Genomic DNA, 22,312 nt, shown 5'->3' with positions numbered 1-22,312 from the left:
TACCTCTAACTCTAATGAACATTTAGTGGTAGTTCAGGCGAAAGATTTATTTGGCAGTCTAAAAATGCTTTCAGAGCAAACCGGTGAAGCCGTTTTTTTTGCCGCTGATTTGGCTAATATATCTGCCGATTTTTATTACTTCGGTGACAATGATTTAACAAGCATCATCCGGTTAATAGCGACTCACTACCAAGTTAATATTGGGCAATTAGAGGGCTCTCTAATCGTCTCTCAGTTAACAATAAATGCAGTTGAAAATGATAAATCTATTAATAATGCGCCAAGCCTGCCCGAAAAAAAAGATATCCCCCTTGAAGAAGTGATCATTAGTGCTTCGTCAGTACAGACTAAAAGGGCTCGTAGATATTCAGTTAATAACGATGTGAACCCCGATGACGCTGTGCGAGTTGAATCAATATCATTAATGAATGCCGCGAGCTTTGCGACTAATAATTTAGCTGATTCATTACTTAATGTTGCAGGAATATCGGCCAGTTACGACAGTGCTGAGGCAAGGCAGGTTGCAATGCGAGGATTAAGTGGTGATTTTATTCATGTTGCATTAAACGGTATGCAGACCCTTGCTATACATGGTTCTTCGCTTGATAGCAGAGGACAAAATGAACGTGCGATTGCATTTGATTTTAATGTGTTGCCAAGTGAGTTATTTGAAAAGGTCGATATCGTTAAAGAATATAGTGTTGTTCAGGATAGCGGAGGAATTGCGGGCAACATTAATCTCTATACCAGCAGCGCTGAACAGCTTATGGATGAAGAGTCGCAATTAAATACCATGTTTGAATACAGCCAAACAGACTTTGTTGATGAGCCCACATATCGTGGTGCGTTTTCTTGGCAATACAAACGCCGGCATTGGTTTTATATGCTCGGCGGCAGTATAAATCACAAAGTAACGCAAGAGCAGGGATACAATACCTATCGGTGGCGGCATTTAGATATTGCAAGTACTGACATTAGCCAACTTAGTACTGACATACAGCAAAAGCTACAAGCACAAGAGGTTTACTTTCCGCGTGGAAATCGATATTCCATTTGGAATAACACTATTAAACAGCAAGGGGTTACCGCTGCTGTACATTATTATGGTGATAACTTTAGCCATAAACTTGATTGGTTATATGCAGAGCTTAATAACCAAAAGCAGGAGTATCACCTTTCAACTAGAGGGATCAACTCCTCTGCACTCGTAGCCGGTAGCGAGCAGCCGAGTAAAATTACGCAGCTTGAAATTGATGAACATGATTACTTGCGCTTTGCAGAGTTTGAAAATGCGCAAATAGCTACTGAGAGTCGGCAAATAAACAAAACAACACAATTTTCGCAGCTCACTTGGCGAGGTGATTATTGGCTTTCTGCAAAACTTAAGTTGAATTGGTTGTTAGGGAGCTCGAAAAACGAGTTAGACGTGCCAAAAGATGAAAAAGTATTTTTAAAAGGATTTAGCAATTTAACAACCGACTACTCACCTCAACTGGCTCATCCTCATAATAGTTACAGTATGGATTTACAGTCGAGTAGACAATGGCAACTAGACGAAATCGATATACAGGCTAACCAGTCATTAATTGAACAGCAGCAGGGTAATATAAGTTTTAGTTACCAGCATGACGCAACCCTTTGGCAATTTGGTGTCCAGTATAAACGTTTTGTCGATGAGCGAGTTCAAAAACAGCAGGATGACCTTTATAAAAGAGAATTTAATACAGGCCTTTTAGATAGTGCACTTGATAGTGAATTAAGTAAGATCGTTGATTACCATAAAGAAGTATCTTGGCTAGGCGTCAACAATAGTAATGTGGCCAAGCGTTACTTAACCGATATTCGCCTCGATAGTGGCGATATTTTAGATTCGCAAAGTTATAGCTTAGAGCGAATTAACAGCGCCGCTTGGTTGCAGTATGAGTATCAGCAGGATGATTATAGTGTTGATTTAGGTATGCGCATCGAGCATTTTGATGAGCAAGTCTATCAAGCAAAAAACTTTGAAAGCAAAAACAGTTGCTATTCACGGCCGCTCTTTTCAGCTAATTTTAGACATGCACTTTCAGCTAATTGGCAAGCCCGCTTAAATGTAAGTGAGAACTTAACGCCTGTGGCCACCAAATACTTTAACCCAACCAAGCAGCCGTTATCGGGTATAACAGGCTATGAAGTGAGTAATACATCGTTATCAGCTTATGAAAGTCAGCAATTTACAATGCAGTTGATTGGTAGTGTCGATTCACACACTCAACTTGTGAGCGGTTTGTATGTTAAAAAATTATCAGGATTAATCAATTATCAGCAGGTTGCTGATGATAAAAATTTATATCAGCGGGTGAACCAAGCAACGGCTTGGGTGAAGGGTATCGATATTGATTTAACCCACCACTTGCAACCCTATATAACTCTTAATGCGGCTTATAGTTACGCTGATAGCGAACGAGATTACCGTTTTGCTGATATGTTTAAGTATACCGGGCAGTTAGAAGGGTTATCTAAACATGTGGCTAATTTTTCAGTAGATTACCAACAACCAACATGGGGCAGCCGACTACAGCTGAATTATCGTAGTGGTTATATTAGTGAAATAAATTATCAGCAGATATGGGTTGATCAGTTCGAGACGGGGTTTTTACCGTTTAGGCGTATTAATTGGTCTGCTTATTTTGCTTTAAACGATGTACTTGAATTAAATGTTGGCGTGAATAATCTTAGTAATGAATACTACCGAGAGTATGCAGGCCAACATCATGCGATATACAACACCACTCAAGCAGGAAGGCAGTATTACCTTCGCTTTATATTGATGCTGTAACGTTTTTAATTTTAATGCTATTAGAAGCCCGGATAACCATTAGGCAGCGATGAGTTAAGCTTATTGATAAAGTTACCATCATTAAAAGGAGTGTTAGCTTTATCAAAGCTGGTGGTATTAAATAAATACTGTAAATCGGCATTTGTTGTCCCTACATCGCCTTGCATTAACTGCCATGAAGCTAGTGTTGGTGTATGCCACTCCCCAGTTGCGTTCTCTGCCACCTCTTGCGCACCACCAGGTCTAAATACGTGAGTTGATGCGCCATCTTTATGATACACAATGCGAACATGTTGTTGCTGAGCATCATTGTAAGCGTAATCGCTTTTGGCAGCTGTAACAGCACCGCGATGCTTGGAATAACTAATATGAGTTAAATTGTTATTGGTAAGCCATACAATTACGTATTCCCAGTCATGTCTATGGCTGAAAACATCATCAAACCATGCGTTATCTATCGCCTGATCTTTCTCAAAATATAATGCATACATATGTGCACAATATTGAACACTGCCGTTATTAACACAGGTACTACGATGATTAGTATTTGAGTTAACTAAATCAGAGTAGTCCCTGCAGCCCCCTCTAATACTACCCGTTGGCTTTAATCCACCATTAACTTGACCATTACTGCCGATCCCAACCGATGGGTAGCAGCCATCTGTATCATAATCAAAACGAGGGGCCCATTTTTTAGCATCATTGGTTGTAAACTCTGCAATTTTTGGCGGTGGAGCAGCTTGTACTGCCTGACAGAAAAGAGTTGTACTGACAAAAGCGAAGGTATAGATAAAGCATGATTTTTTCATTTTACGTTTCCTTGAGTTTAGTTTGAATGTCCTATTAAAGAGCAAACTAAAAATACCAAGGAGACAATTTTTATTATGAAGCTTTAATTACCAAGCCGGTTATTGTGCATGCATAGCAAGTTGCGCGAGTGCGCGATTTATATGTTTTTTTACAGCATCTTCACTTAAACCAAGCTCTTTGGCTATGTGCTCTCTACTTTGATTGTATAAACGACGGCGGATAAAAACTTGTTGGCGCATAGGCGGCATATTTTTTAACACCGTTTGGATTGTTGATATTTGTTGGTGCTGTGAATAGCGCTGCTCAATACATTCAGACTCTCGGGTATCAAGTGTTTCATCGTAAGGCTCGCTTTTTTTAGCTGATAATTTCCATGCGAAATGACGCGCAACTGTAACAGCGTATGCTAGCGGGTTATCAATTTTTTTATGTTTATCTTGTTCGATCACAGTGGCAAATGTTTCTTGGAACACGTCAGCCTCATCTTCAGGCACTTTGACCCATTTACGGATTGCGGCTTTCAATTTTAGCTCATCTTTTAACAACTCAGTTGTAATTGAAAATTCGCGTTTACTCACGGCTATATTCTTATTTTTAATTAAAAAATCTACCCTATGCTGACAAACAAATATGACAACTAAATTAACTTTTATCGAATTATGAATAATTAAAAAAATTTAATTTTTTTTGGCGCCTTTTTAACTTTCCCCCTCTCTTTACAGGCATTAACAACTCGCTTTTAAGCGAATGAAGGGTCGATATGTTTAGTAAATGGTTGCAAGTTATTAGTGGTATCGTTTTTTTATCTGCCATCAGCTTGCCAGTAAAAGCAGCTGCAAAGCTTAATGAGTTACAGGTGATTGGTAGTCATAACAGTTATAAAACAGGGCTTGATGAGCAGATAGTCAATAAGCTAGATAATTTAGAAAGCGGGTTTGCAGATAAAATTAGTTATGCACACCCTACACTTAATGAGCAGCTAGATTTAGGGTTAAGACAGCTTGAGATCGATGTACTTGCAGACAGTCAAGGTGGCCGATATTCAAATCCTCTGGGCCAAGCATGGACTAAAAATCAACTATACAGCGACGTGCAAAAGCAGCAGCTTGCAAAGCCCGGTTTTAAAGTGCTACATATTCCCGATGTTGATGTGAGCAGTCATTGTGTTTTATTTACTGAGTGTTTAACGCAATTAAAAAACTGGTCAAATCAACACCCTCGTCATCTACCTATTTATATTTTATTTAATGCGAAAGAAACTCGTTGGGAAGAAATTGCAGGCGTTCAGCCTGAGCTTTTTTCAGTAGATCACTATCAAGCCTTGAGTAACGTTATTAGTAAAGTGTTAGGGCAAGATAAATTACTCACCCCAGCAGACATCAAACAGCCAAATCAAGGTTTAGCAGAATCGATAAAAAGTCAGGGCTGGCCTGATTTGGAGAGCGTAAGAGGTAAGTTTGTATTTATTTTTGATGCAAATGAACGCCAGCTACAGCGGTTTGCTCAAGTACCAAAGCCCAATATGTTTGCAGCGTGGCCGATTACTCATCCAGATGCCGCTTTTCTATTGTTTAACAATCCCCAGCAACAGCAGCAATTGATATCGCAGGCTGTTACACAAGGCTTTATCGTCAGAACCCGTGCCGATGAGTTTAATGCAACAAAGTCACCAAGCAACCGCGCTATTAGCGCCATCAGCTCTGGAGCGCAGATCATTTCAAGCGATTTTTATTTAGGTGCAAAGCAAACGCCCCTAAATGCCCCTTTCGTCAGTTTTAAATTAGTGAACAAGCAAGATGATAAACAGCCTATAAATCCGTTTGTACGCTGTTTGAGTGCTGTGACTGATTGCCCACTTTAACTTTTAATTTTAATCGGAGAAAACCATGAAACCGCAATTAACAAAACGCTACTTAACCTTGGCAATTTTAGCGGGTATAGCCAGTACCAGTTCGTCAACTTTTGCAGCAGAGCAAGGCGAGCAAGCGCAAGAGATGGAAAATATAGTTGTTAAAGGCTTTCGCCAAAGCTTATTAAAAAACCGTGACGTAAAGCGTGACTCTTTAATGGTTCAAGACAGTATTGTTGCTGAAGATATTGCTGATTTTCCAGATCTAAACCTCGCTGAATCATTGCAACGTGTACCGGGGGTAACTATTACTCGTGAAGGTGGTGAAGGTCGACAAATATCGCTACGTGGCTTGGGTCCTGATTTTACTCGAGTAGAGCTGAATGGTTTAGATGTACTCGCAACGAGTGGCAGTAGCATGGATAGCCGAGGGCAGGCTAACCGTTCTCGTGGATTTGATTTTAACGTTTTTGCCTCTGAACTATTTAGCCAAATTGATGTGAAAAAGTCATTCTCGGCAAGTATGGAAGAAGGTGGCATAGGTGGTACAGTTGCGCTGCGCCCAAGTAAGCCGTTTGATTACGACGGTCTAAAAGGGGCGATTTCGGCTCAAGCAGGATCTAACTCTATGGCACATGGCACCAGCCCTCGTTTGGCTGGTTTGATCTCAAATACCTGGGATAACTTTGGCGCATTATTCTCATTAGCTTACTCTAAGCGCGATACGATGGAGCAAGGCACAAATACGTATCGTTGGCGCCCACTTGATGGCGCAGGCTCTGACTTGAGTGCTTTAGATCAAGCAACGCAAGATAAAGTGACTAATAAAGAGTTGCGCTTTGCTCGTGGTAATCGTTACTCAGCATGGGAAAACGAACAAGAGCGCTTGGGTGTTACCTCTGCTTTTCAGTATAAAGTTAGTGACAGCTTGTCGTTTGATTTAGATGTTTTATATGCGGAGCTTAACAACGATAAAAATGAGCACCATATAGCAACGCGTGGCGCAGGGTTAAGTGGTTTGGGTGGAACAACAACTGCTGGTGGACAAACAGTTGGCGGTGCCGTGGTCAATGAGCTGCGTTATAACGAGAACGGTGAAGCTGTTTACACAGATATTAGTAACGCTACGTTAGCAACAGAAAGCCGCGTACAGCAAATGGACACAACGTTTAGCCAAGTATCATTTTTAACTGATTGGCAGTTAAGTGAATCTACAGCGCTTAAGTTACTACTAGGTCATTCGGAGAATAAATTTACTATTCCTGTTAGTGATAAAGTGTTTTATGAAGGCTTTGGTAGAGTGACCTCTGATTATGTGCAAGATCGTTTTTATGCTAAGCATACTTATGACTTTGATACAGCCTCAATCGATAATTGGAAAATGCACGAGTTTGATCTGGATGAAAGCGAACAGAACTCTAGCTATGACACGATTAAACTCTCGTTCAATACATTTGTAGGCGACACGGGTGAATTAAAGTATGGCGTTTTAAATAAAAAGTTTAGCTCTGACGGTAAAGGCTACCAAGTTAAAGACGCACTAAAAGGAGAGTTTGAATCTGGAGAAATTGATAATAGGTTAGATGCTAGTTTTTTCAGTGTTTATAACGGCCATGACAAAGCAAACTGGGCTGCTGCAAATGTTGCCAAGACGCAGGATTATTTTGGTGTAAGCTCTGAGCTATCAGAGCAAGATTTACTGATAAACAGTATTTATGATCTAACCGAAGAAACCCGTGCAGCATGGCTTGAGTATCAATGGCAAAATGAGTTGTTCGGCGGTAACGTTGGCGTACGTTACGTAAAGACAGATGTTACTTCAACCGGTTATATATCCACAGGTAGCGACAACGTAGAAACGCAGGTTGAACAAGATTATGCCGAGTTGTTACCTTCATTGAACGTAGTTTGGTATGCCGCCGAGGGTGTTCAGGTAAGAGGAAGTATTAGTAAAAATCTCACACGCCCTTCTTTAGCCTCGCTTGCTATTTCAGGTTCTGTTAACACAGATAAGCTAGAGCTAAGTTCCGGTAATCCGGGGCTTTCACCTTATGAGTCAATAAACTACGACACTGCGATTGAATGGTATATCGATGATACTGGTTTTATCACCGCAGGCTTATTCTACAAAGATATTGATAATTTTGTAATTGGTAGCAGCACTAAAATGCCCTACGGGCAAACAGGCTTTTCAGAAGCCTTGTTAGCACCCGGACAAACCGCAGCCACTGAGTTTACTTATTACACCAGCGTAAATGGCGAAAAAACCAGTATTCAAGGTTTAGAGTTAGGCGGCCAATTAGACTTTACCTTCTTACCCGCACCGTTTAATAACATGGGCGTTATCGCCAACTACACTTACGCTGACGGTGATATGGATTACTATGATGGCGATGAGTATTTTACAACCAAAGCATTCCCTGGTTTATCTGAGCACTCAGCGAATGCCACGTTATATTACGAAACAGAGCAGTGGGGTATGCGGGTATCGTCATCGTATCGTAGTGAGTACTTAACAGAGATAGCTTCGCCATCGGATTCAGACCAAGATGAAGCTGGCTTTCATGGTACGACTTATGTGGATTTTTCAGCTTTTTATAATATAAGTGAGAAGTTAAAAGTCACTTTCGAAGCAGTTAACTTAACCAACCAGCGTGAAGAGCAATATAGTGACTCGGACGATCGTTTGTATAACACCACCGAGTTTGGCTCAACCTATTATGTAGGGGTTAACTACCAGCTGTAGTTAATAGTAAGCGCCACTTTTTAGTGGCGCTTTTTGATAAACACATAGATTAATCTAAGCTGGAAGCGACATTGTTTTTATCAATACTTATTAGGGAAAAAACGCTGTCATCCTTAACATTATCAATTAATTTGTTCTAAATTCTTAGCGTTAAATTATGATCTAAGCTATCGCGACGATATTTACTCGGGGTCTGATTAAATAATTTCTTAAATGCGTAAATGTAAGCTGAATCAGAGGTATAGCCTAACTCTAATGCAATATCTTGAATCGACCTCTTTGAATCCAAAAGTTGTAAAGATAAAACGAGTCTTATATTTTGCCGCCACAATGAGAAAGATTGACTAAATTCTTTTGCGCAAACTCTCGATAAAGTGCGTTCTGATGCCCCTACTTTTTTAGCCCACTCTTTTAAAGTGAATGACAAATCAGGTTGTTGCTTAAGTTGTTTGAAAATTGCTAGCAGGCGTTTATCGGTTGGCAGTAATAAGGGGATGTCATAACTATTAGCCATGACAATTTGATCTCTGAGCACGAGTAATAAATGAGTAATATTAGATTCTGATTGTTGGCTCATTTCATTTTCAAACAAGAGCAATATGAGCTGTTTAATGAATGGCGTTACAAGGCAAGATTTAGCTTCACTTGCATACTCCACCCATACATCAGGATTAAGATAAACGGCTAAAAATTCAGTATTTGTAACTGCTACAGATTTATGAGACGTGTTTGCGGGTATGTATAGCATTGCATTATGAGGCACTATTATGCTTTTACCACCAATGCTTGATTGTAGTAAACCTTTAAATGGGAACACTATTTGATGCCATGGGTGTGAGTGAAAATCATCAACGTAACCAGCAGGCATATGAATTGTTTTTGTTATTAGCTGTTTATGAGTATAACTTTGGATTAGCTCGTTAGCTTGCATGGTGGCGGTTTATCGATGTTTTGTGTCTGTTAGTATAAAACGCATAGCTCTGATTTGGTATATCATCGTGAGCCTCTGTTATTTAAAAGGCAAAAAAATGCATATTCACTTTATTATCCATGAGTATTTTGAAGCGCCAGGTGCATACGAAACTTGGGCTAGAATGCAGGGTTATACTATTAGTTATTCTAAGATGTATGAAGGTAGCCCTCTGTTAGATGCGATTAAAGATATTGATATTTTAATTGTAATGGGTGGCCCTCAAAGTCCTAATACAACAATTGAACAATGCCCTTATTTTGATGCAAAAGGTGAGCAAGCCCTAATCTTAAAAGCGATTGCTGCTGGGAAAATTGTACTTGGCGTTTGTTTAGGGGCTCAGTTGATTGGCGAAGCATTAGGTGCTCATTATGAACATAGTCCTGAGCGTGAGATTGGTAAATTTCCAATTACTTTAACACCAGCAGGTTTAGTGCACCCCTTGTTTGAGCACTTCGATAAAGTGTTAGAAGTCGGTCATTGGCACAATGATATGCCGGGGCTGACACCTGATGCAAAGATCATCGCATATAGCGAGGGCTGCCCAAGGCAAATCGTTGCTTATAATGAGCGAGTATTTGGTTTTCAATGTCATATGGAGCTAACTAAAGAGGTTGTAGCCTTGCTAATTGAGCATGATGATCTTAGTGAAACTGCAAAATACCGCTTTGTTGAGGAGCCAGAAGTATTACTTGCTCATGACTATGATGCTATGAACCAAAAGATCTATTTATTTTTAGATAAATTAGTAAATACCTATTAGCTCAAAAGTATGTGCTGCGCTGCCTGTTTCTATCGTTTTTCTCTAACCTGAAGTCAGATAGAGTTACTTTAGCCGTCGTGCTATGGTTTTTATTTAGCTAAATCAATGAACAACTTCGCTTCGTTCTAACTAGTGGGTCGAATATTTTCATCAAAGCCATTTTTAAAGCCACTAATCCCTACAGAGTAGCTAATAAACGTGCCAGAAATACAGGCTTTTTTCGTCATGGCTACAATGTATATATGGCGATATCTGTCTAGCAAAATGATTTAGGTAAAGTACCCAAAATAAGTCCTAAACTAATAAGTAAGTCAGCCGATACAGAAATACTTGAATGCAGAACAACTAAAAAAGGAACTTTTATGACAATCAATTTTAATATTCATCAAGCGGTAAGTCTTACTACTACAAATCAACCCAAAGCGCCGATAGCTCCTCAGCAGCAAGTGACAGATGCTAAAAAAGAGGTAGAGGCAGAACCAGAAGCGATTGCTGCATTTACTGGCGAAGCACAAAAAAGCTCACCCTATAGTGCGCTGCTTAATCCTGAAGGCTTTGATTTTAGTAATATGTCGATCAATGAATTCAAAGGGATAGTTGATGCGGTGAGAAAACTTGAGTAGGACACACAAAGAGCAAGCGGTAACACAGAAAGCCTCAGAGGAACATTTTGGGATGATGTTATGGGTGTAAAGGGCTCTCTTGAAGGGATCAACTTCCAGAACAGAGGTTTTTCTTCAAGTGATAAAATCGATATAACAGCATTTTTTGAACTTGGTGTTAAGGAAGCACAACAAATGCGAAAAGAGCACCCTCGCTCTTTTAGTAAAGTTGTTGGATATGCGCGGTCTTCTTTGTCAACGGTAGAAAAATTAACCTCAGAATCTTTTATTAAAGAATATCAAGCAAAGGCCGTTGAGTTCTTAAAAAGCCAAGATACCCCATTGATAAAAACGCAGGCCTAGTTAAACCTGCGCATCAATAGATTAATTTTCGCGGTATTCGTAGCGGATACGACCACGCGTACCATTACCTAAAACACATTTAAAATCACTAACCCCTACTTAATACGTGCTAAATACGCTAAAATTACAGGCTACTTTTTTAGCAATAAGCCCGTAATAAATATGACCTCAGCCGCAAGCCCTAGCACGTTTACCGAACTTGGCCTTATCCCAGAGCTACTAGCTCGTTTAACCGAGCTGGAATATATCCAGCCTACGCCAATTCAAGCTAAGGCAATACCAAGTATATTAGCGGGCAGTGACCTTATTGCTGGTGCAAATACCGGCTCTGGTAAAACAGCGACCTTTGCATTACCGATATTGCAAAAAATATCACAAGGTGCACTCAAGCGAGATACCAAAGGTAACTATGTCTCGGCGCTTATTTTGGTACCTACCCGTGAGCTTGCAACGCAAGTAGCTGATAATGTTAAGTCGTATTCGGCGCATTTTAACGGCGCGATTAAAACAGTTGCCGTGTTTGGTGGTGTATCGGTTAATACCCAAATGCAGGCACTTCGTGGTGGTGCCGATATCATCGTAGCAACCCCAGGGCGTTTGCTGGACTTAATATCAAGCAATGCGATTAAGCTCGATAAAGTTTCAACCTTAGTGCTTGATGAAGCCGACCGCTTATTAAGCCTTGGCTTTACCGAAGAACTGGCTAACTTATTAGCGCTTATGCCCGCTAAAAAACAAACCATGTTGTTTTCAGCGACTTTCCCTGAGCAAGTTAAGCTATTAACCCAAGAGTTGTTAAACGATCCGATAGAAATACAAGTACAAAGCAAAGATGAAAGCACCTTAGTACAGCGTGTATTTACGGTTAATAAAGGCGAAAAAACCACGGTTTTAGCGCATTTAATTAAACAGCAGCAATGGCGCCAAGCACTGATTTTTGTCAACGCTAAAAAAGATTGTGAGCACTTAGCCAGTAAGCTCGAAAAACGCGGCGTGAATGCGCAAGTGTTCCATGGTGATAAAGGCCAAAGTGAACGTACTCGGGTAATCGAAAAGTTTAAAGATGGCGAAATAGAAGTACTAATAGCCACGGATATTGCCGCCCGTGGTTTAGACATTGCCAAACTGCCAGTAGTGATTAACTTTAACTTACCACGCAGCCCTGCTGATTACATGCACCGTATTGGCCGAAGTGGCCGTGCTGGTGAAGTAGGTTTAGCGTTATCACTGATTGATTATGAAGACTTTCATCACTTTAAAATTATCGAAAAGAAAAACAAACTACGCCTAGAGCGTGAAGAAGTAACAGGCTTTGCCGTAAACCAAGCCAACCTTGATGCAGCACTTGCGCTTAAAAACGACAAGCCAATGGCCAAGCCTGAAGGTACTGGTAAGAAAAAGAACAGAAATAAAGCCGATGATATAGATGATGTATGGAGCGGCTGGCGTCGTAAGTAACAAACACAAAAAAGCCGACTTCAGTCGGCTTTTTCATTTACAGTAAACAGTTAGCTTACTTATAAAACGCTTCGACTGTGCCTTTTACTTTCATAAGTAATGGCTGGCCGCGACGGTCTAGTGCTTTAGGTGCGGCTACTTTGATCCAACCTTCGCTGATGCAGTATTCTTCAACGTCAAAACGCTCTTTGCCATTAAGTGTAATGCCGATTTCATGCTCGAATACTTCTTCTACATAAAATTTGCTACGTGGGTTGATCGAAAGTTGGTCTGGTAATTCTGGTTTATTTGTATCAGTCATAATTGTGGATCTGCATTGAATAGATTGTGCGCCATTGTAGGCAATACAGGCCTTAGGCTCAATATACTGATCAAAATAAATTAACTGCACAGTTGCTTTGATTGCTTAATACAGTGGCTAATTATTTCGTCACGAGTGACATCTTTGTCAAAGCAATAATCAAAGCGCATAGTGAGGTTAGTCGCTTGCTCTTGCTCAGGCCAATGCCATTTACGAATAAGTTGCAGAGTAGCTGGCACTATGGCGTTTAGGGTTGGTATTATTTATTTTTTATTAAATTGAACGTTATATTGTATCACCGCCTTGCAATTATGTTATATTATATCCAAACAAGACTAGCAATCATTAAAGTGGATCATGAAGTACTCAGCATTAACTCTTGCCTTTGCAGCACTCTCTTTTGGCTCTAATGCCACAGAATCAGATATAGAAACCATCACTATTGCACATAAACAAGCCTTTAGAGGAGATATTCCTGTTAAAGAGCTGCCGCAGTCAATTACCACATTAAGTAAAGAAATGATGGTTGATAATGGCATTACCAAGTTTAGAGATGCACTGGATTTTTCTGCCAGTATTTCTCGTAAAAATAATGGTGGGGCATTGTGGGATAGCTACTCTATACGGGGGCTATCGGGTAATGAAAATATGCCATCAGGCTATTTAATTAATGGCTTTAGTGGTGGGCGAGGTTTTGCGGGCCCACGTGATGTATCTAACATTGAATATATTGAAGTGTTAAAAGGTCCTGGTTCTGCACTCTATGGTCGCTCTGAACCAGGCGGTACAATTAATATCATTACTAAAAAACCACAGTTCTATCAGCAAGGCCAGTTAAAAGCTGAACTTGGCAGTGAAGATCATAAACGTGTGCAAGGTGATTACACTAACGGCCTAACTGAAGATATTGCATTTCGAATTAATGGTGCATGGCAAGATAGTGACAGTTTTCGAGATCACGTACATCATGATAAGTTTGTGATCACGCCTTCGGTGTATTACAGCATCAACGATAAATCGTCATTAACGTATGAGTTTGAGTACGTTGACCAGCAGCAAATGTATGACCGAGGTATTGTTGTACTTAACGATAATTTTGACACAGTACCTAGAAGTCGCTTTTTAGGTAACCCTAATGATGCGCCAACTAAAGTGCACTCTCGCGGACACCAACTTAATTATGACTATGACTTTAATCGCGACTGGTCACTCTTATTGGGCGCTAACCATCGTACCGCTTCGTTAACAGGTTTTTCGTCTGATGCTGAACTATCTCCTCCAAGACAGACTTTGTCTTTAGATAATCCTATGCTTACGCGTCAACACCGTTATAGAGATTATTACTCTAATGATTTGTCAGTACGCGCAGAATTAAGTGGTCATTTTGATCTTGCTGATATCACTAACCATGTTTTGATTGGTGTTGATGGGTATGACTATGAACTTCGCACTGGGCTTTATCGTTATCGTGGTGGTAAAGATACGTACACATTAAATATTTATCAGCCAAACTACAGTGAAGGGCAAGGCCCCGATGTTGCGCAACTGTATGAAAACAATGAAAAGCAAAAGGCATACGGTATTTATGTACAAGATCAGTTAGACCTTACCGAGCGTTTTAAATTAATGCTGGGATTGCGGTTTGATGAAATTGAGCAGAATATTTTCGAGACTAAGTCAGGTGTTGCTTCAGATAGCACTATGAATCGACTTAGCCCACGGCTAGGCATGGTATATGAGCTAAATGATGCGATTAACCTTTATACCAGCTATTCCGAAGGCTTTATACCTTTAAGTGGTACTGACGCTCAGGGTAAATCGTTTGGTTTTGAAGAAAGTGATTCCTTTGAAGTGGGTGTGAAGTTCGGCTTTGACAACGTTAGCGGTACCATCGCTTTATTTGATGCTAGCAAAGGCAACATGTTGGTGGCTGACGATAAGGGTTATTCAAAACCTATTGGTAAAGTAACCAGTAAAGGTATTGAGGTTGATCTGACTGGTAGTTTAGGTGAAAACACTCAGTACACACTTTCGTATGCTTACGTAAAGGCTGAAACAGCCAAAGACATGATTAATGTTGAGTGGTTAGAGCCTATACCTAAAGGTAGCCCGTTAGTTAACGTACCAAAAAATAATTTTTCGCTTTCTTTAAATCACAATACCCGTGTACTTGAGCAAGACATTAAATTTGGTGGTCATTATCAATATATTTCAGAGCGACTAGGCGACCCAGTAAACTTATCTTTTAACTTACCAAGTTATCAGCTGGTGGGTTTATTTGCTCAATGGCAGGCGACTGAACGGACAAATGTTTCACTTAATGTTGATAATGTATTTGATGAAAGCTACATAGCCAGTAGCTACAATGCATTATGGGCCTACCCTGGTGCACCAACACAGTTTAAATTGGGTATAACATATGACTTCTGAACAAGTTAAAAACCGTATTCATAGTATCGATATCATGCGTGGCGTGGTTATCTTATTAATGTTACTTGATCATGTGCGAGAGCGTTTTTTCTCGCAAATGCCGGTATTAGACCCAATGGATGTTGACGTTACCTCTCCAGGGCTGTTTTGGAGCCGTTTTGCAGCGCACTTTTGCGCGCCAACCTTTATCTTTTTAACAGGGCTTTCGGCGTGGCTTTATAGCCACCCAAGCTCAGGTAAAGTACGCTCTGCACGTAGTTTTTTAGTTAAGCGGGGGTTGTTTTTAATTGCCCTTGAAGTTACGGTTATTTGCTTTTTGTGGATTTGGTTTATCCCGACTATTTTTCTACAAGTGATATGGGCTATTGGCCTGTGTATGCTGGCTCTGGCATTACTAATTAACTTACCGCAACGACTATTGTTAGCATTGGGTTTATTGATCGTTTTTGGCCATAACTTACTCACACCAATTACCTTCAGTCCTGATGAGTGGGGTTATACCTTATGGACTATTCTGCACGATCGCGGCTTTATCTCTGAAGGTGGTTTAGTTAATGTCAAAATCAGTTACCCAGTATTACCTTGGATTGGGGTTATATTACTTGGTTACTGCGCAGGCCCACTGTACGCACATAATCGAGACAGTGAAGATCGTAAACAGTGGCTGATTGGTTTGGGCTTAGCGTGTATAGCGTTATTTGCTATTTTACGCGGCTTAAATATCTATGGCGAAACGCTACCTTGGCAGCAGTTTTCAACAGCAGTGCAAACGGCTATGTCGATATTTAACGTTACCAAATATCCACCTTCACTGAGCTTTTTATTAATCACTTTAGCGCTGATGTTTTTTGGCTTATGGTTTTTTGAGCGTCCGTTAAATCGCTTTAGTAATGCTTTAAGAGTGTATGGCTCGGTGCCGATGTTCTTTTATATTTTTCATCTTTACGTTTTATTGATTTTATACACAATTTGCAGTGCTATTTTTGGTGCTAATCATGGTGCATATTTTGCCGTAAATGATATTACATGGATTTGGTTAATTACGGTTGTGTTAGCCGTTACGTTATATTGGCCAACTAAGGCATTTAGTCACTATAAGCGCAAAGCAAATAAACCTTGGTTAAAGTATCTTTAGAGATATAACACTTACTTAGTGGTTAAAAGCTGTGTTATAAGTTTATAACACAGCTTTTTATGCCTTTATTTTTTACATTTTTTTTAGCATGTCTTCATTAAGCACTCTAACTTCGCGTTGCGGGAATGGTATCGCAATATTATGGGCTTTGAGGGTTTCTAGAATAATTAATAGTAAATCACCACCAACCCGATTTTTACCGTCATCAATTCCTTGCATCCAAAATTCCACAAACATATTGATGCCATTATCGCCAAAGCTATCTATTTCGCAGTCAGGACGCTCTTCAAATGGTACATCAGGCCCGCTAATGACTTGTGGATGCTCGGCAACAGCTTGTTTAATTATTTCTACCATGGCTCTAACATCGGTGGCGTATGCCACACTAAAATCAACACGGTAGCGCTGTTTTGGGTCTTTATGGGTCCAGTTGGTCAGCAGTGATGAAATAAAGGTTTCGTTAGGAACCAGTATGTCTTTGCCGTCGTAAGTTTCTAAAATCGCATGGCGCATTTTGAACTCTCGAACAAAGCCACTTTTGCCGTTTTCTAGCTCAACAAAGTCACCAATGGTGAGTGATTTATCGAGCAAAATAATGATGCCAGAAATAAAATTGGAAGCGATTGATTGCAACCCTAAGCCAAGGCCGACACCTAGCGCACCACCAAACACAGCAAGGGCGGTGAGGTTAACACCCATAATGTTAAGTAGTAATAACGCGATGACACAAAACAAGCCAACTTCAAAGAGTTTGGTAAAGACTTCGCGGGTGCTGATATCCAGAGTTTGCTGGTTGCGAATTATAACCTTACCAACATTACTGGAAGCGCGGCCTAACCAAAATAAAATAGCGCCAAAAAACAATACCCGAGTTAGGCCATATAAACTGACTTGAATATTGCCTAAATTAATCGAAACCGCTTCAAGGGTTTTTATAAATGCTGGCAAAAAGCCCAGTAGGTGCAACAGCAAAACGGGCAGGCCAACTAACTTAAACAGTGCTGACATAAAAGGGCTGCTAACAAACTCTTTAATAATTGAGTAAGCAAACAGCAATATAGCAATGTTGAGCGCGGTATTCATTAACCACACTTGCAAGTCTACAGTGATGCCGATAGAGGTAAATATCCGCAGTAAAATGATTGCTACTAGCGGGTAAACGATATTGCTAAGTCGAAACAGCATAATGTTTATTGGGTGATCGGACGCCACTTTAGTGTGCTTATCAACGCGCTTTTTAACTGTTTTAGAATAAATCCAATAGGCGGCAGCATAGCTGGTGATGATCACCAATAATTGTAGATACGTTGCTTGTTGGCTAAGCATTGATTGGATCAATAACCAAACAGACTCAAATTGTTTGGAAAAAAACTCACTATCCATACGGAGTACTTTTTTAGATAAAATAAGATCTTTACTATGGCTGATAAGTCTAAAAATTTACAGAATAAATAAACGTATCAATAAATTTGACAAATAGTAGAGCTTTACTGTGTCATTTAGCGTGAGTATTTCACCGCGACTACTGAGTGAGCAAGCTTTTCGGCCGCTTGTCGTTATGCTAGCCAAACAAAGTTAGAGTGTCTATTGGAGTAAATTTGATAATGCTTTTGATAGCATGGGAGTGGCAATAAATAAAAGTTGTAGGTTGTGAGCTTTTGGGACTAAAAAATTATTAGCTTTCATATAGTGCGAAATATCTGCAATCGCAATAAGGACTCACTTATCTAAATGCTTTTAAAATAGTGGTTTTATTATCAATGTTTTTTTAGTCACTTTTTCTTTGGTTTTAAAGTATTAGTTTTACTTCTGTGCCAAATATCTACTTTTGTAATGTATTGTAATACTGCATCGCTGATGAAACCTTCTACACTCATTTGACTTACGCGACAAGTTTCTTGGTCGCATATAACTGTCATCATGGAGCAATTGAAAATGCAGAGTGCACAAAAGGCGGTAAGGATTAACCTCGATCTTGATCTTAAAGTCAGCATCAAACAATACAAAAAAATTAAAGAGCGTCCCGTAAGTTACAAAGACGCTGATATTGCGTGTATAAAAGCCATCGCACAAGCTGCGATTAACGTTGAGTTATTTACCATCCCGTTATATATGACAGGTCTGTATTCAATACAAGGCATGCATGCAATAGGTGGGGATGAAGGCTTGTATCCCGAGCGTTTATGGCCTGGGTTAGGGGCAACAGTAGGCTTTATTCCTAATGAACGAATAGCAAAATTAGATATTACTCCAACGCCAAAACCCAGCAAGCCACTGAGCGTAAATGAACAGGCGTTTAATGCTGTTTATAGTGTGTTTATAGAAGAAATGCTGCATTTACAGTTGGCTTCTAATATCGCCAGTAAACTAAATCTAACTCCTTCATTTACCAGTAATGCACTGCAAACAGAAAAGTTTGGTTGGCATTGTTATGACGATACAACGCAAATCCCGCATATCTTAGATTTTAAAGACTGCAGCCGTGATTTATCAAAACTTAGCCCTAAAGTGAAAGAATACTTTACAACTCACTTTCAGGGTCAAACACTACAAGATATGCGAGTCAATGCAGCGGCATTGACAAAAGAGCAGGCTTTACTGTTTTTATTGATTGAAGAAACCGAGGAAAGTGCAAAAAAATTAATAATCAATAAAGATTTAGATGGCGTTCGCCCTAAATACTTTGAAACAGCTCCTTTTGATTGGTTTAAAGCAACAGATACAGAAGTTGATTTACCTATGTTTGGTTCTATCGGGCATATGTATTGCTGTTATTGGGACTATCTTGAAATTGTGTATGAGGATGGTAGTAGCTTAATTGATATTTTGGTGAATCCAGCTAAACCTGATTCCGTGCAACGTGATTACTTTAATACTCGTGACTCAGCCGAATATAAACCGCAATACCCGGGGATTAATGGTTCAATCAATGAAAGTAATGATCTAGATAAGTTAAAAATTGAGATTGTTAATAATATCAATGCAATAACGGATCAAGGTGAAGGTAAAGGTGTTGTTTCTGAAATCTGCAGCCGCTGGGCGGCAGAGAGTTGGGTAATAACGTATTTGCAGCAACAAACGGTAGCATTGAAAAGCACACCGATTGAGGCAGATGATCATCAGGTCGCTGCTAAGTTTCAACCTAATGCTGATAACCTAAAAGAAGATTACCCAGCGGATAGCGCTGGGCAAAAGCCACTTCCTGTATCTGGTATTGCATGCGCACGTATTACAAATACTAAAAAAGATCATTTTATTACCTTTGCTGATGTACTTGATTTGATTATTCAATATGAATACCAAGAGGGTCAATCTTACAGTGATAACAACGCGGCCCAAGTGTATATGACCTGGCAAACGTGGCATAACTTGTGCGGTAAATTTACAGTAGCAATGCTTAACCCGCAAGGTGGCGATAAGGCTAAGCAGAAGCACCCAGATTTACCTGCTGTAGTTGATGTAGAAAAAGCATTGAATAATTTGTTTTCTAGCCCTGAACGTCGTGCACAAACACATCAAATTTTTAGTGAATCAGCGGTTGGCACTTTAAAAGGACTTACCACAGCATTGGATCGCTATTGGGGTGGTAAAACGACTGAGTTTCCAGGTCCTGCAATGGGGGGGGCGGGCGATAGAGTATCTATTTGTTGGGCTACAACAGGGCAGGCTCCAGATCTGGTTGCGGGTATTGCGGATATGTCTAAGGATGTTTTATACCATGCGTGCCAAGGTATGGATTATACAAAAGAAAATTCAAATAATTTACCTCCCGCAACAGTGTTCCACAGCTGTAAAGGTTCGAACAATTGCAAAGCGCAAGGTGGGTGTGGGTTTGTGCATAGCACAACACCGGGAGGAAGCTGTGGTGGTAGCGCCCCTGCTGATGGTCCATTTAGCGCTCCTGCAAATAACAAATGTAATAATTTAGGTGGTTGTGCTGTGCCGATTTCTGCCTCGCAGCTATTCCCAAAAGAGCCATCAGCAAAACCCCAGATGCAATTATTTGAATTTGGTGATGGACCAGACTATGCATCTACGGCTAAACCATATACCGACCCAGAAACAGGTAAAGTTCTAGAGCAAATGCCATTTAAAGAAGGTGATGCGGTTTACAGTATCGCGTGGCAGGCCTATTGTAATGCAAAAGGAGTGCAAACTACGCCGCCACCTGCAGATGATATTCGCTTAGCGCTTCCGCCTTCAACTTAATTGGATTGAATACATGACATCATACATACAGAAGCAGCCTTTTGCTGCTTCTGCTATTGAGCAAATAAACCCGCTAGGCTTTGGTTTGGGGTTGCGCAGTGAGCATTATCCGTACTTAATGCAAAAACCAGTAACAGGGGTTGATTGGTTTGAGATCATTAGTGAAAATTACATCGATAATTATGGCTATGGCCGTCATGTATTAGAACAATTGATGGCTGATTTCCCTATTGTTATGCATGGTGTGTCTATGAATATAGGCAGTAGCTCTGCGCTTGATTTTGACTATTTAGAAAAGTTAAAAGCATTGGCGGATTTTGTAAAACCAGCGTGGATATCAGATCATCTATGTTGGACAGGCTTTGCAGGAGTAAATAGCCACGATTTACTACCTATGCCGCTTACTGAGGAAAGCTTAAAGCATGTTATTAACCGGGTTAATCAGGTACAAGACTTTTTACAGCGGCCATTAGTGCTGGAGAACCCCTCTACTTATTTAGAGTTTCAAAACTCGTCGCTCACGGAGCCGGAGTTTTTTACGCAGCTGGTCGAACAAACACAGTGTGCTATGCTGCTAGACGTTAATAATGTTTATGTGTCGGCGTATAATCACGGTTTTTGCCCAAGGACATATATAAAAAACTTACCGCTTAAAAGTATTGTGCAAATGCATTTGGCGGGGCCAACACTCAGCGGGCATTGTTTGATAGATACCCATGATAAACCAGTTCCTGAACCTGTATGGGAATTGTATCAACTCGCGCAATCTTTATGTGGGCCTGTCTCGACTTTACTGGAATGGGATGCAAATATTCCTGCGTTTCCTGAATTAGTCGCTGAGTTAAACAAAGCTAAAACTGTATTAGCGGGTCAAATTCCTCATGCTCCAGTACAAAATAACCACCAACAAGGTTGTATTTCTACACCGCTGGTTTTAGCTAAAGAGAAATTATGAGTGAACATTCATTGAGGCAAGTGCAGCATTGGTTGCAAACAGTATTAATTGTTCGTGGTGATTTGGATGATAAACTCTTACAGGCATATGCGCATGATGGCGTTATGCTTGATACGCTAATTAAAAGTACAGATAAAATTTCAGCCCAGCAGCGAGTAGATATTTACGCTGCAGGTTATGTGCTAAGGCTTGTGGATTGTTTACGTTGTGAGTTTTCATTGTTGGCGCAGTATATGGGAGATACGTTATTTTCCACATTTGCTAAAGCATTTATTGTGACGGTGCCTTCTAAAAGTTGGAGTCTATATTATTTAGGTGAGCAATTCGCCGAATTTTTAGCACAAACTAAACCACAAGGTATAATCGATGTTGCTCAACAAACTATGGTCGATTTACCTGCTCAAATAGCCTTATTTGAACGCACCAAGTCTGAGGTGTTAGTAGCCCAAGGTCTTGAAAAAAATGTAACGGCAACCGAGCTTTCTATCGAACAGCAAATGCTCACGTGTTTAGTAAATAATACTGATATTCAAGCGGCGCCTTGTTTGCGAGTAATAACATTAGATTACCCTATTTTAGAGCTCATTTCACAAATTGAAGCCTGCATAGCAAAATTAGAAGTAATGCCTGATGAGTTGATTTTACCTATTCAGCAACCATGTTACCTTGCTTTAACACGTATACATTATAGATTTAGAGTCTGGTCTTTAGCTCATTGGCAGTATTTGCTACTCGGTTTTTGTATACAAGGAAGTAGCTTTAATATGGCGATTAAGCAAACAGCATTACAGCTAGAGGTTTCTAGCGATGAGTTAACCTCAGACGCAATGATGTGGTTGCCACAAGCAATCAATATGGGCTTGTTGTTTCAATAAGTGCTACAAGTAAGCAGTTAACCTAATT

Annotated in this window: 18 protein-coding genes; 12 read left to right on the top strand and 6 right to left on the bottom strand. The window is 40.1% G+C overall.

Going from position 1 to position 22,312, the window contains the following annotated elements; genetic code table 11:
- Positions 1-64: 64 nt before the first annotated feature.
- Positions 65-2,818, top strand: a complete 2,754-nt coding sequence (locus tag PSR9079_RS15190) for a TonB-dependent receptor plug domain-containing protein (RefSeq protein ID WP_179959200.1) — start codon at positions 65-67, stop codon at positions 2,816-2,818.
- A gap of 20 nt (positions 2,819-2,838) precedes the next feature.
- Here the strand turns inward: PSR9079_RS15190 and PSR9079_RS15185 are convergent, their stop codons facing one another.
- Complete coding sequence (locus PSR9079_RS15185; RefSeq protein WP_149982285.1) at positions 2,839-3,627, bottom strand: NPP1 family protein; 789 nt, start codon at positions 3,625-3,627, stop codon at positions 2,839-2,841.
- Between the two features lie 99 nt (positions 3,628-3,726).
- The gene (locus tag PSR9079_RS15180; RefSeq protein ID WP_179959199.1) at positions 3,727-4,206 is read right to left on the bottom strand and encodes an RNA polymerase sigma factor; all 480 of its coding nucleotides are present in this window, start codon (positions 4,204-4,206) and stop codon (positions 3,727-3,729) included.
- Between the two features lie 182 nt (positions 4,207-4,388).
- Between PSR9079_RS15180 and PSR9079_RS15175 the strand changes: the two genes are divergently transcribed.
- The gene (locus tag PSR9079_RS15175; RefSeq protein WP_149982283.1) at positions 4,389-5,489 is read left to right on the top strand and encodes a Ca2+-dependent phosphoinositide-specific phospholipase C; all 1,101 of its coding nucleotides are present in this window, start codon (positions 4,389-4,391) and stop codon (positions 5,487-5,489) included.
- Positions 5,490-5,514: 25 nt separating this feature from the next.
- The gene (locus PSR9079_RS15170) at positions 5,515-8,223 is read left to right on the top strand and encodes a TonB-dependent receptor (RefSeq protein ID WP_149982282.1); all 2,709 of its coding nucleotides are present in this window, start codon (positions 5,515-5,517) and stop codon (positions 8,221-8,223) included.
- A gap of 136 nt (positions 8,224-8,359) precedes the next feature.
- Here the strand turns inward: PSR9079_RS15170 and PSR9079_RS15165 are convergent, their stop codons facing one another.
- On the bottom strand, positions 8,360-9,154 hold the full coding sequence (locus tag PSR9079_RS15165; RefSeq protein WP_149982281.1) for a helix-turn-helix transcriptional regulator: 795 nt from the start codon (positions 9,152-9,154) through the stop codon (positions 8,360-8,362).
- Positions 9,155-9,251: 97 nt separating this feature from the next.
- Between PSR9079_RS15165 and PSR9079_RS15160 the strand changes: the two genes are divergently transcribed.
- The 4 genes from PSR9079_RS15160 to PSR9079_RS15150 all read left to right on the top strand — a co-directional run bounded on the left by PSR9079_RS15160 (position 9,252) and on the right by PSR9079_RS15150 (position 12,379).
- Positions 9,252-9,956 carry a type 1 glutamine amidotransferase gene (locus PSR9079_RS15160; protein WP_149982280.1) on the top strand — a complete coding sequence of 235 codons (705 nt, stop codon included), beginning with the start codon at positions 9,252-9,254 and terminating at the stop codon, positions 9,954-9,956.
- Positions 9,957-10,318: 362 nt separating this feature from the next.
- Complete coding sequence (locus tag PSR9079_RS24020) at positions 10,319-10,579, top strand: hypothetical protein (RefSeq protein ID WP_246175575.1); 261 nt, start codon at positions 10,319-10,321, stop codon at positions 10,577-10,579.
- 60 nt (positions 10,580-10,639) lie between these two features.
- Entirely contained in the window at positions 10,640-10,921 is a 282-nt protein-coding gene (locus tag PSR9079_RS24015; RefSeq protein WP_246175574.1) for a hypothetical protein, read from the top strand.
- Between the two features lie 162 nt (positions 10,922-11,083).
- A complete protein-coding gene (locus tag PSR9079_RS15150; RefSeq protein WP_149982279.1) occupies positions 11,084-12,379 on the top strand; it encodes a DEAD/DEAH box helicase in 1,296 nt (431 codons plus the stop codon).
- 55 nt (positions 12,380-12,434) lie between these two features.
- Here the strand turns inward: PSR9079_RS15150 and PSR9079_RS15145 are convergent, their stop codons facing one another.
- A complete protein-coding gene (locus tag PSR9079_RS15145) occupies positions 12,435-12,680 on the bottom strand; it encodes a DUF3297 family protein (protein ID WP_149982278.1) in 246 nt (81 codons plus the stop codon).
- Positions 12,681-12,760: 80 nt separating this feature from the next.
- Positions 12,761-12,919: a hypothetical protein gene (locus PSR9079_RS23680; protein ID WP_179959198.1), complete on the bottom strand. Its 159-nt coding sequence runs from the start codon at positions 12,917-12,919 to the stop codon at positions 12,761-12,763.
- Positions 12,920-13,037: 118 nt separating this feature from the next.
- On the opposite strand from PSR9079_RS23680, the gene PSR9079_RS15140 reads away from it, so the two are divergent.
- Both PSR9079_RS15140 and PSR9079_RS15135 read left to right on the top strand, forming a co-directional pair.
- Positions 13,038-15,110, top strand: coding sequence for a TonB-dependent siderophore receptor (locus PSR9079_RS15140; protein ID WP_149982277.1), 2,073 nt, complete (start codon positions 13,038-13,040; stop codon positions 15,108-15,110).
- The gene (locus PSR9079_RS15135; protein ID WP_145240173.1) at positions 15,100-16,245 is read left to right on the top strand and encodes an acetyltransferase domain-containing protein; all 1,146 of its coding nucleotides are present in this window, start codon (positions 15,100-15,102) and stop codon (positions 16,243-16,245) included. The genes PSR9079_RS15140 and PSR9079_RS15135 overlap by 11 nt, the downstream gene beginning before the upstream one ends.
- A 72-nt stretch (positions 16,246-16,317) precedes the next feature.
- Here PSR9079_RS15135 and PSR9079_RS15130 read toward each other — a convergent pair whose 3' ends face one another.
- Positions 16,318-17,628 (bottom strand): mechanosensitive ion channel family protein, encoded by a 1,311-nt coding sequence (locus tag PSR9079_RS15130; protein WP_149982276.1) that lies wholly within the window; start codon positions 17,626-17,628, stop codon positions 16,318-16,320.
- A gap of 552 nt (positions 17,629-18,180) precedes the next feature.
- Here PSR9079_RS15130 and PSR9079_RS15125 point away from each other — a divergent pair.
- From PSR9079_RS15125 to PSR9079_RS15115, 3 genes are read left to right on the top strand one after another with little or no spacing between them, the layout of a single operon-like run.
- Positions 18,181-20,454 (top strand): ferritin-like domain-containing protein, encoded by a 2,274-nt coding sequence (locus tag PSR9079_RS15125; protein ID WP_246175573.1) that lies wholly within the window; start codon positions 18,181-18,183, stop codon positions 20,452-20,454.
- A gap of 13 nt (positions 20,455-20,467) precedes the next feature.
- A complete protein-coding gene (bufB, locus tag PSR9079_RS15120) occupies positions 20,468-21,409 on the top strand; it encodes an MNIO family bufferin maturase (RefSeq protein WP_149982274.1) in 942 nt (313 codons plus the stop codon).
- Complete coding sequence (locus PSR9079_RS15115; protein ID WP_149982273.1) at positions 21,406-22,284, top strand: HvfC/BufC N-terminal domain-containing protein; 879 nt, start codon at positions 21,406-21,408, stop codon at positions 22,282-22,284. The genes bufB and PSR9079_RS15115 overlap by 4 nt, the downstream gene beginning before the upstream one ends.
- Positions 22,285-22,312: the final 28 nt, after the last annotated feature.

It is taken from the genome of Pseudoalteromonas rhizosphaerae (assembly GCF_902498845.1).
In the GTDB taxonomy this organism is placed as follows: Bacteria; Pseudomonadota; Gammaproteobacteria; order Enterobacterales; family Alteromonadaceae; genus Pseudoalteromonas; species Pseudoalteromonas rhizosphaerae.
This window is presented reverse-complemented; position numbering and strand designations above follow the sequence as displayed.

Bases quoted from the DNA above. Each gene is read 5' to 3' on its own strand.
- PSR9079_RS15170 (WP_149982282.1), top strand. From the start codon at position 5,515: ATGAAACCGCAATTAACAAAACGCTACTTAACCTTGGCAATTTTAGCG.
- PSR9079_RS24015 (WP_246175574.1), top strand. From the start codon at position 10,640: ATGGGTGTAAAGGGCTCTCTTGAAGGGATCAACTTCCAGAACAGAGGT.
- PSR9079_RS15115 (WP_149982273.1), top strand. From the start codon at position 21,406: ATGAGTGAACATTCATTGAGGCAAGTGCAGCATTGGTTGCAAACAGTA.
- PSR9079_RS15125 (WP_246175573.1), top strand. From the start codon at position 18,181: ATGCAGAGTGCACAAAAGGCGGTAAGGATTAACCTCGATCTTGATCTT.
- PSR9079_RS15145 (WP_149982278.1), bottom strand. From the start codon at position 12,680: ATGACTGATACAAATAAACCAGAATTACCAGACCAACTTTCGATCAAC.
- PSR9079_RS15150 (WP_149982279.1), top strand. From the start codon at position 11,084: ATGACCTCAGCCGCAAGCCCTAGCACGTTTACCGAACTTGGCCTTATC.
- PSR9079_RS15130 (WP_149982276.1), bottom strand. From the start codon at position 17,628: ATGGATAGTGAGTTTTTTTCCAAACAATTTGAGTCTGTTTGGTTATTG.
- PSR9079_RS15175 (WP_149982283.1), top strand. From the start codon at position 4,389: ATGTTTAGTAAATGGTTGCAAGTTATTAGTGGTATCGTTTTTTTATCT.
- PSR9079_RS24020 (WP_246175575.1), top strand. From the start codon at position 10,319: ATGACAATCAATTTTAATATTCATCAAGCGGTAAGTCTTACTACTACA.
- PSR9079_RS15185 (WP_149982285.1), bottom strand. From the start codon at position 3,627: ATGAAAAAATCATGCTTTATCTATACCTTCGCTTTTGTCAGTACAACT.
- PSR9079_RS15135 (WP_145240173.1), top strand. From the start codon at position 15,100: ATGACTTCTGAACAAGTTAAAAACCGTATTCATAGTATCGATATCATG.
- PSR9079_RS15165 (WP_149982281.1), bottom strand. From the start codon at position 9,154: ATGCAAGCTAACGAGCTAATCCAAAGTTATACTCATAAACAGCTAATA.
- bufB (WP_149982274.1), top strand. From the start codon at position 20,468: ATGACATCATACATACAGAAGCAGCCTTTTGCTGCTTCTGCTATTGAG.
- PSR9079_RS15190 (WP_179959200.1), top strand. From the start codon at position 65: ATGCTTTCAGAGCAAACCGGTGAAGCCGTTTTTTTTGCCGCTGATTTG.
- PSR9079_RS15160 (WP_149982280.1), top strand. From the start codon at position 9,252: ATGCATATTCACTTTATTATCCATGAGTATTTTGAAGCGCCAGGTGCA.
- PSR9079_RS15140 (WP_149982277.1), top strand. From the start codon at position 13,038: ATGAAGTACTCAGCATTAACTCTTGCCTTTGCAGCACTCTCTTTTGGC.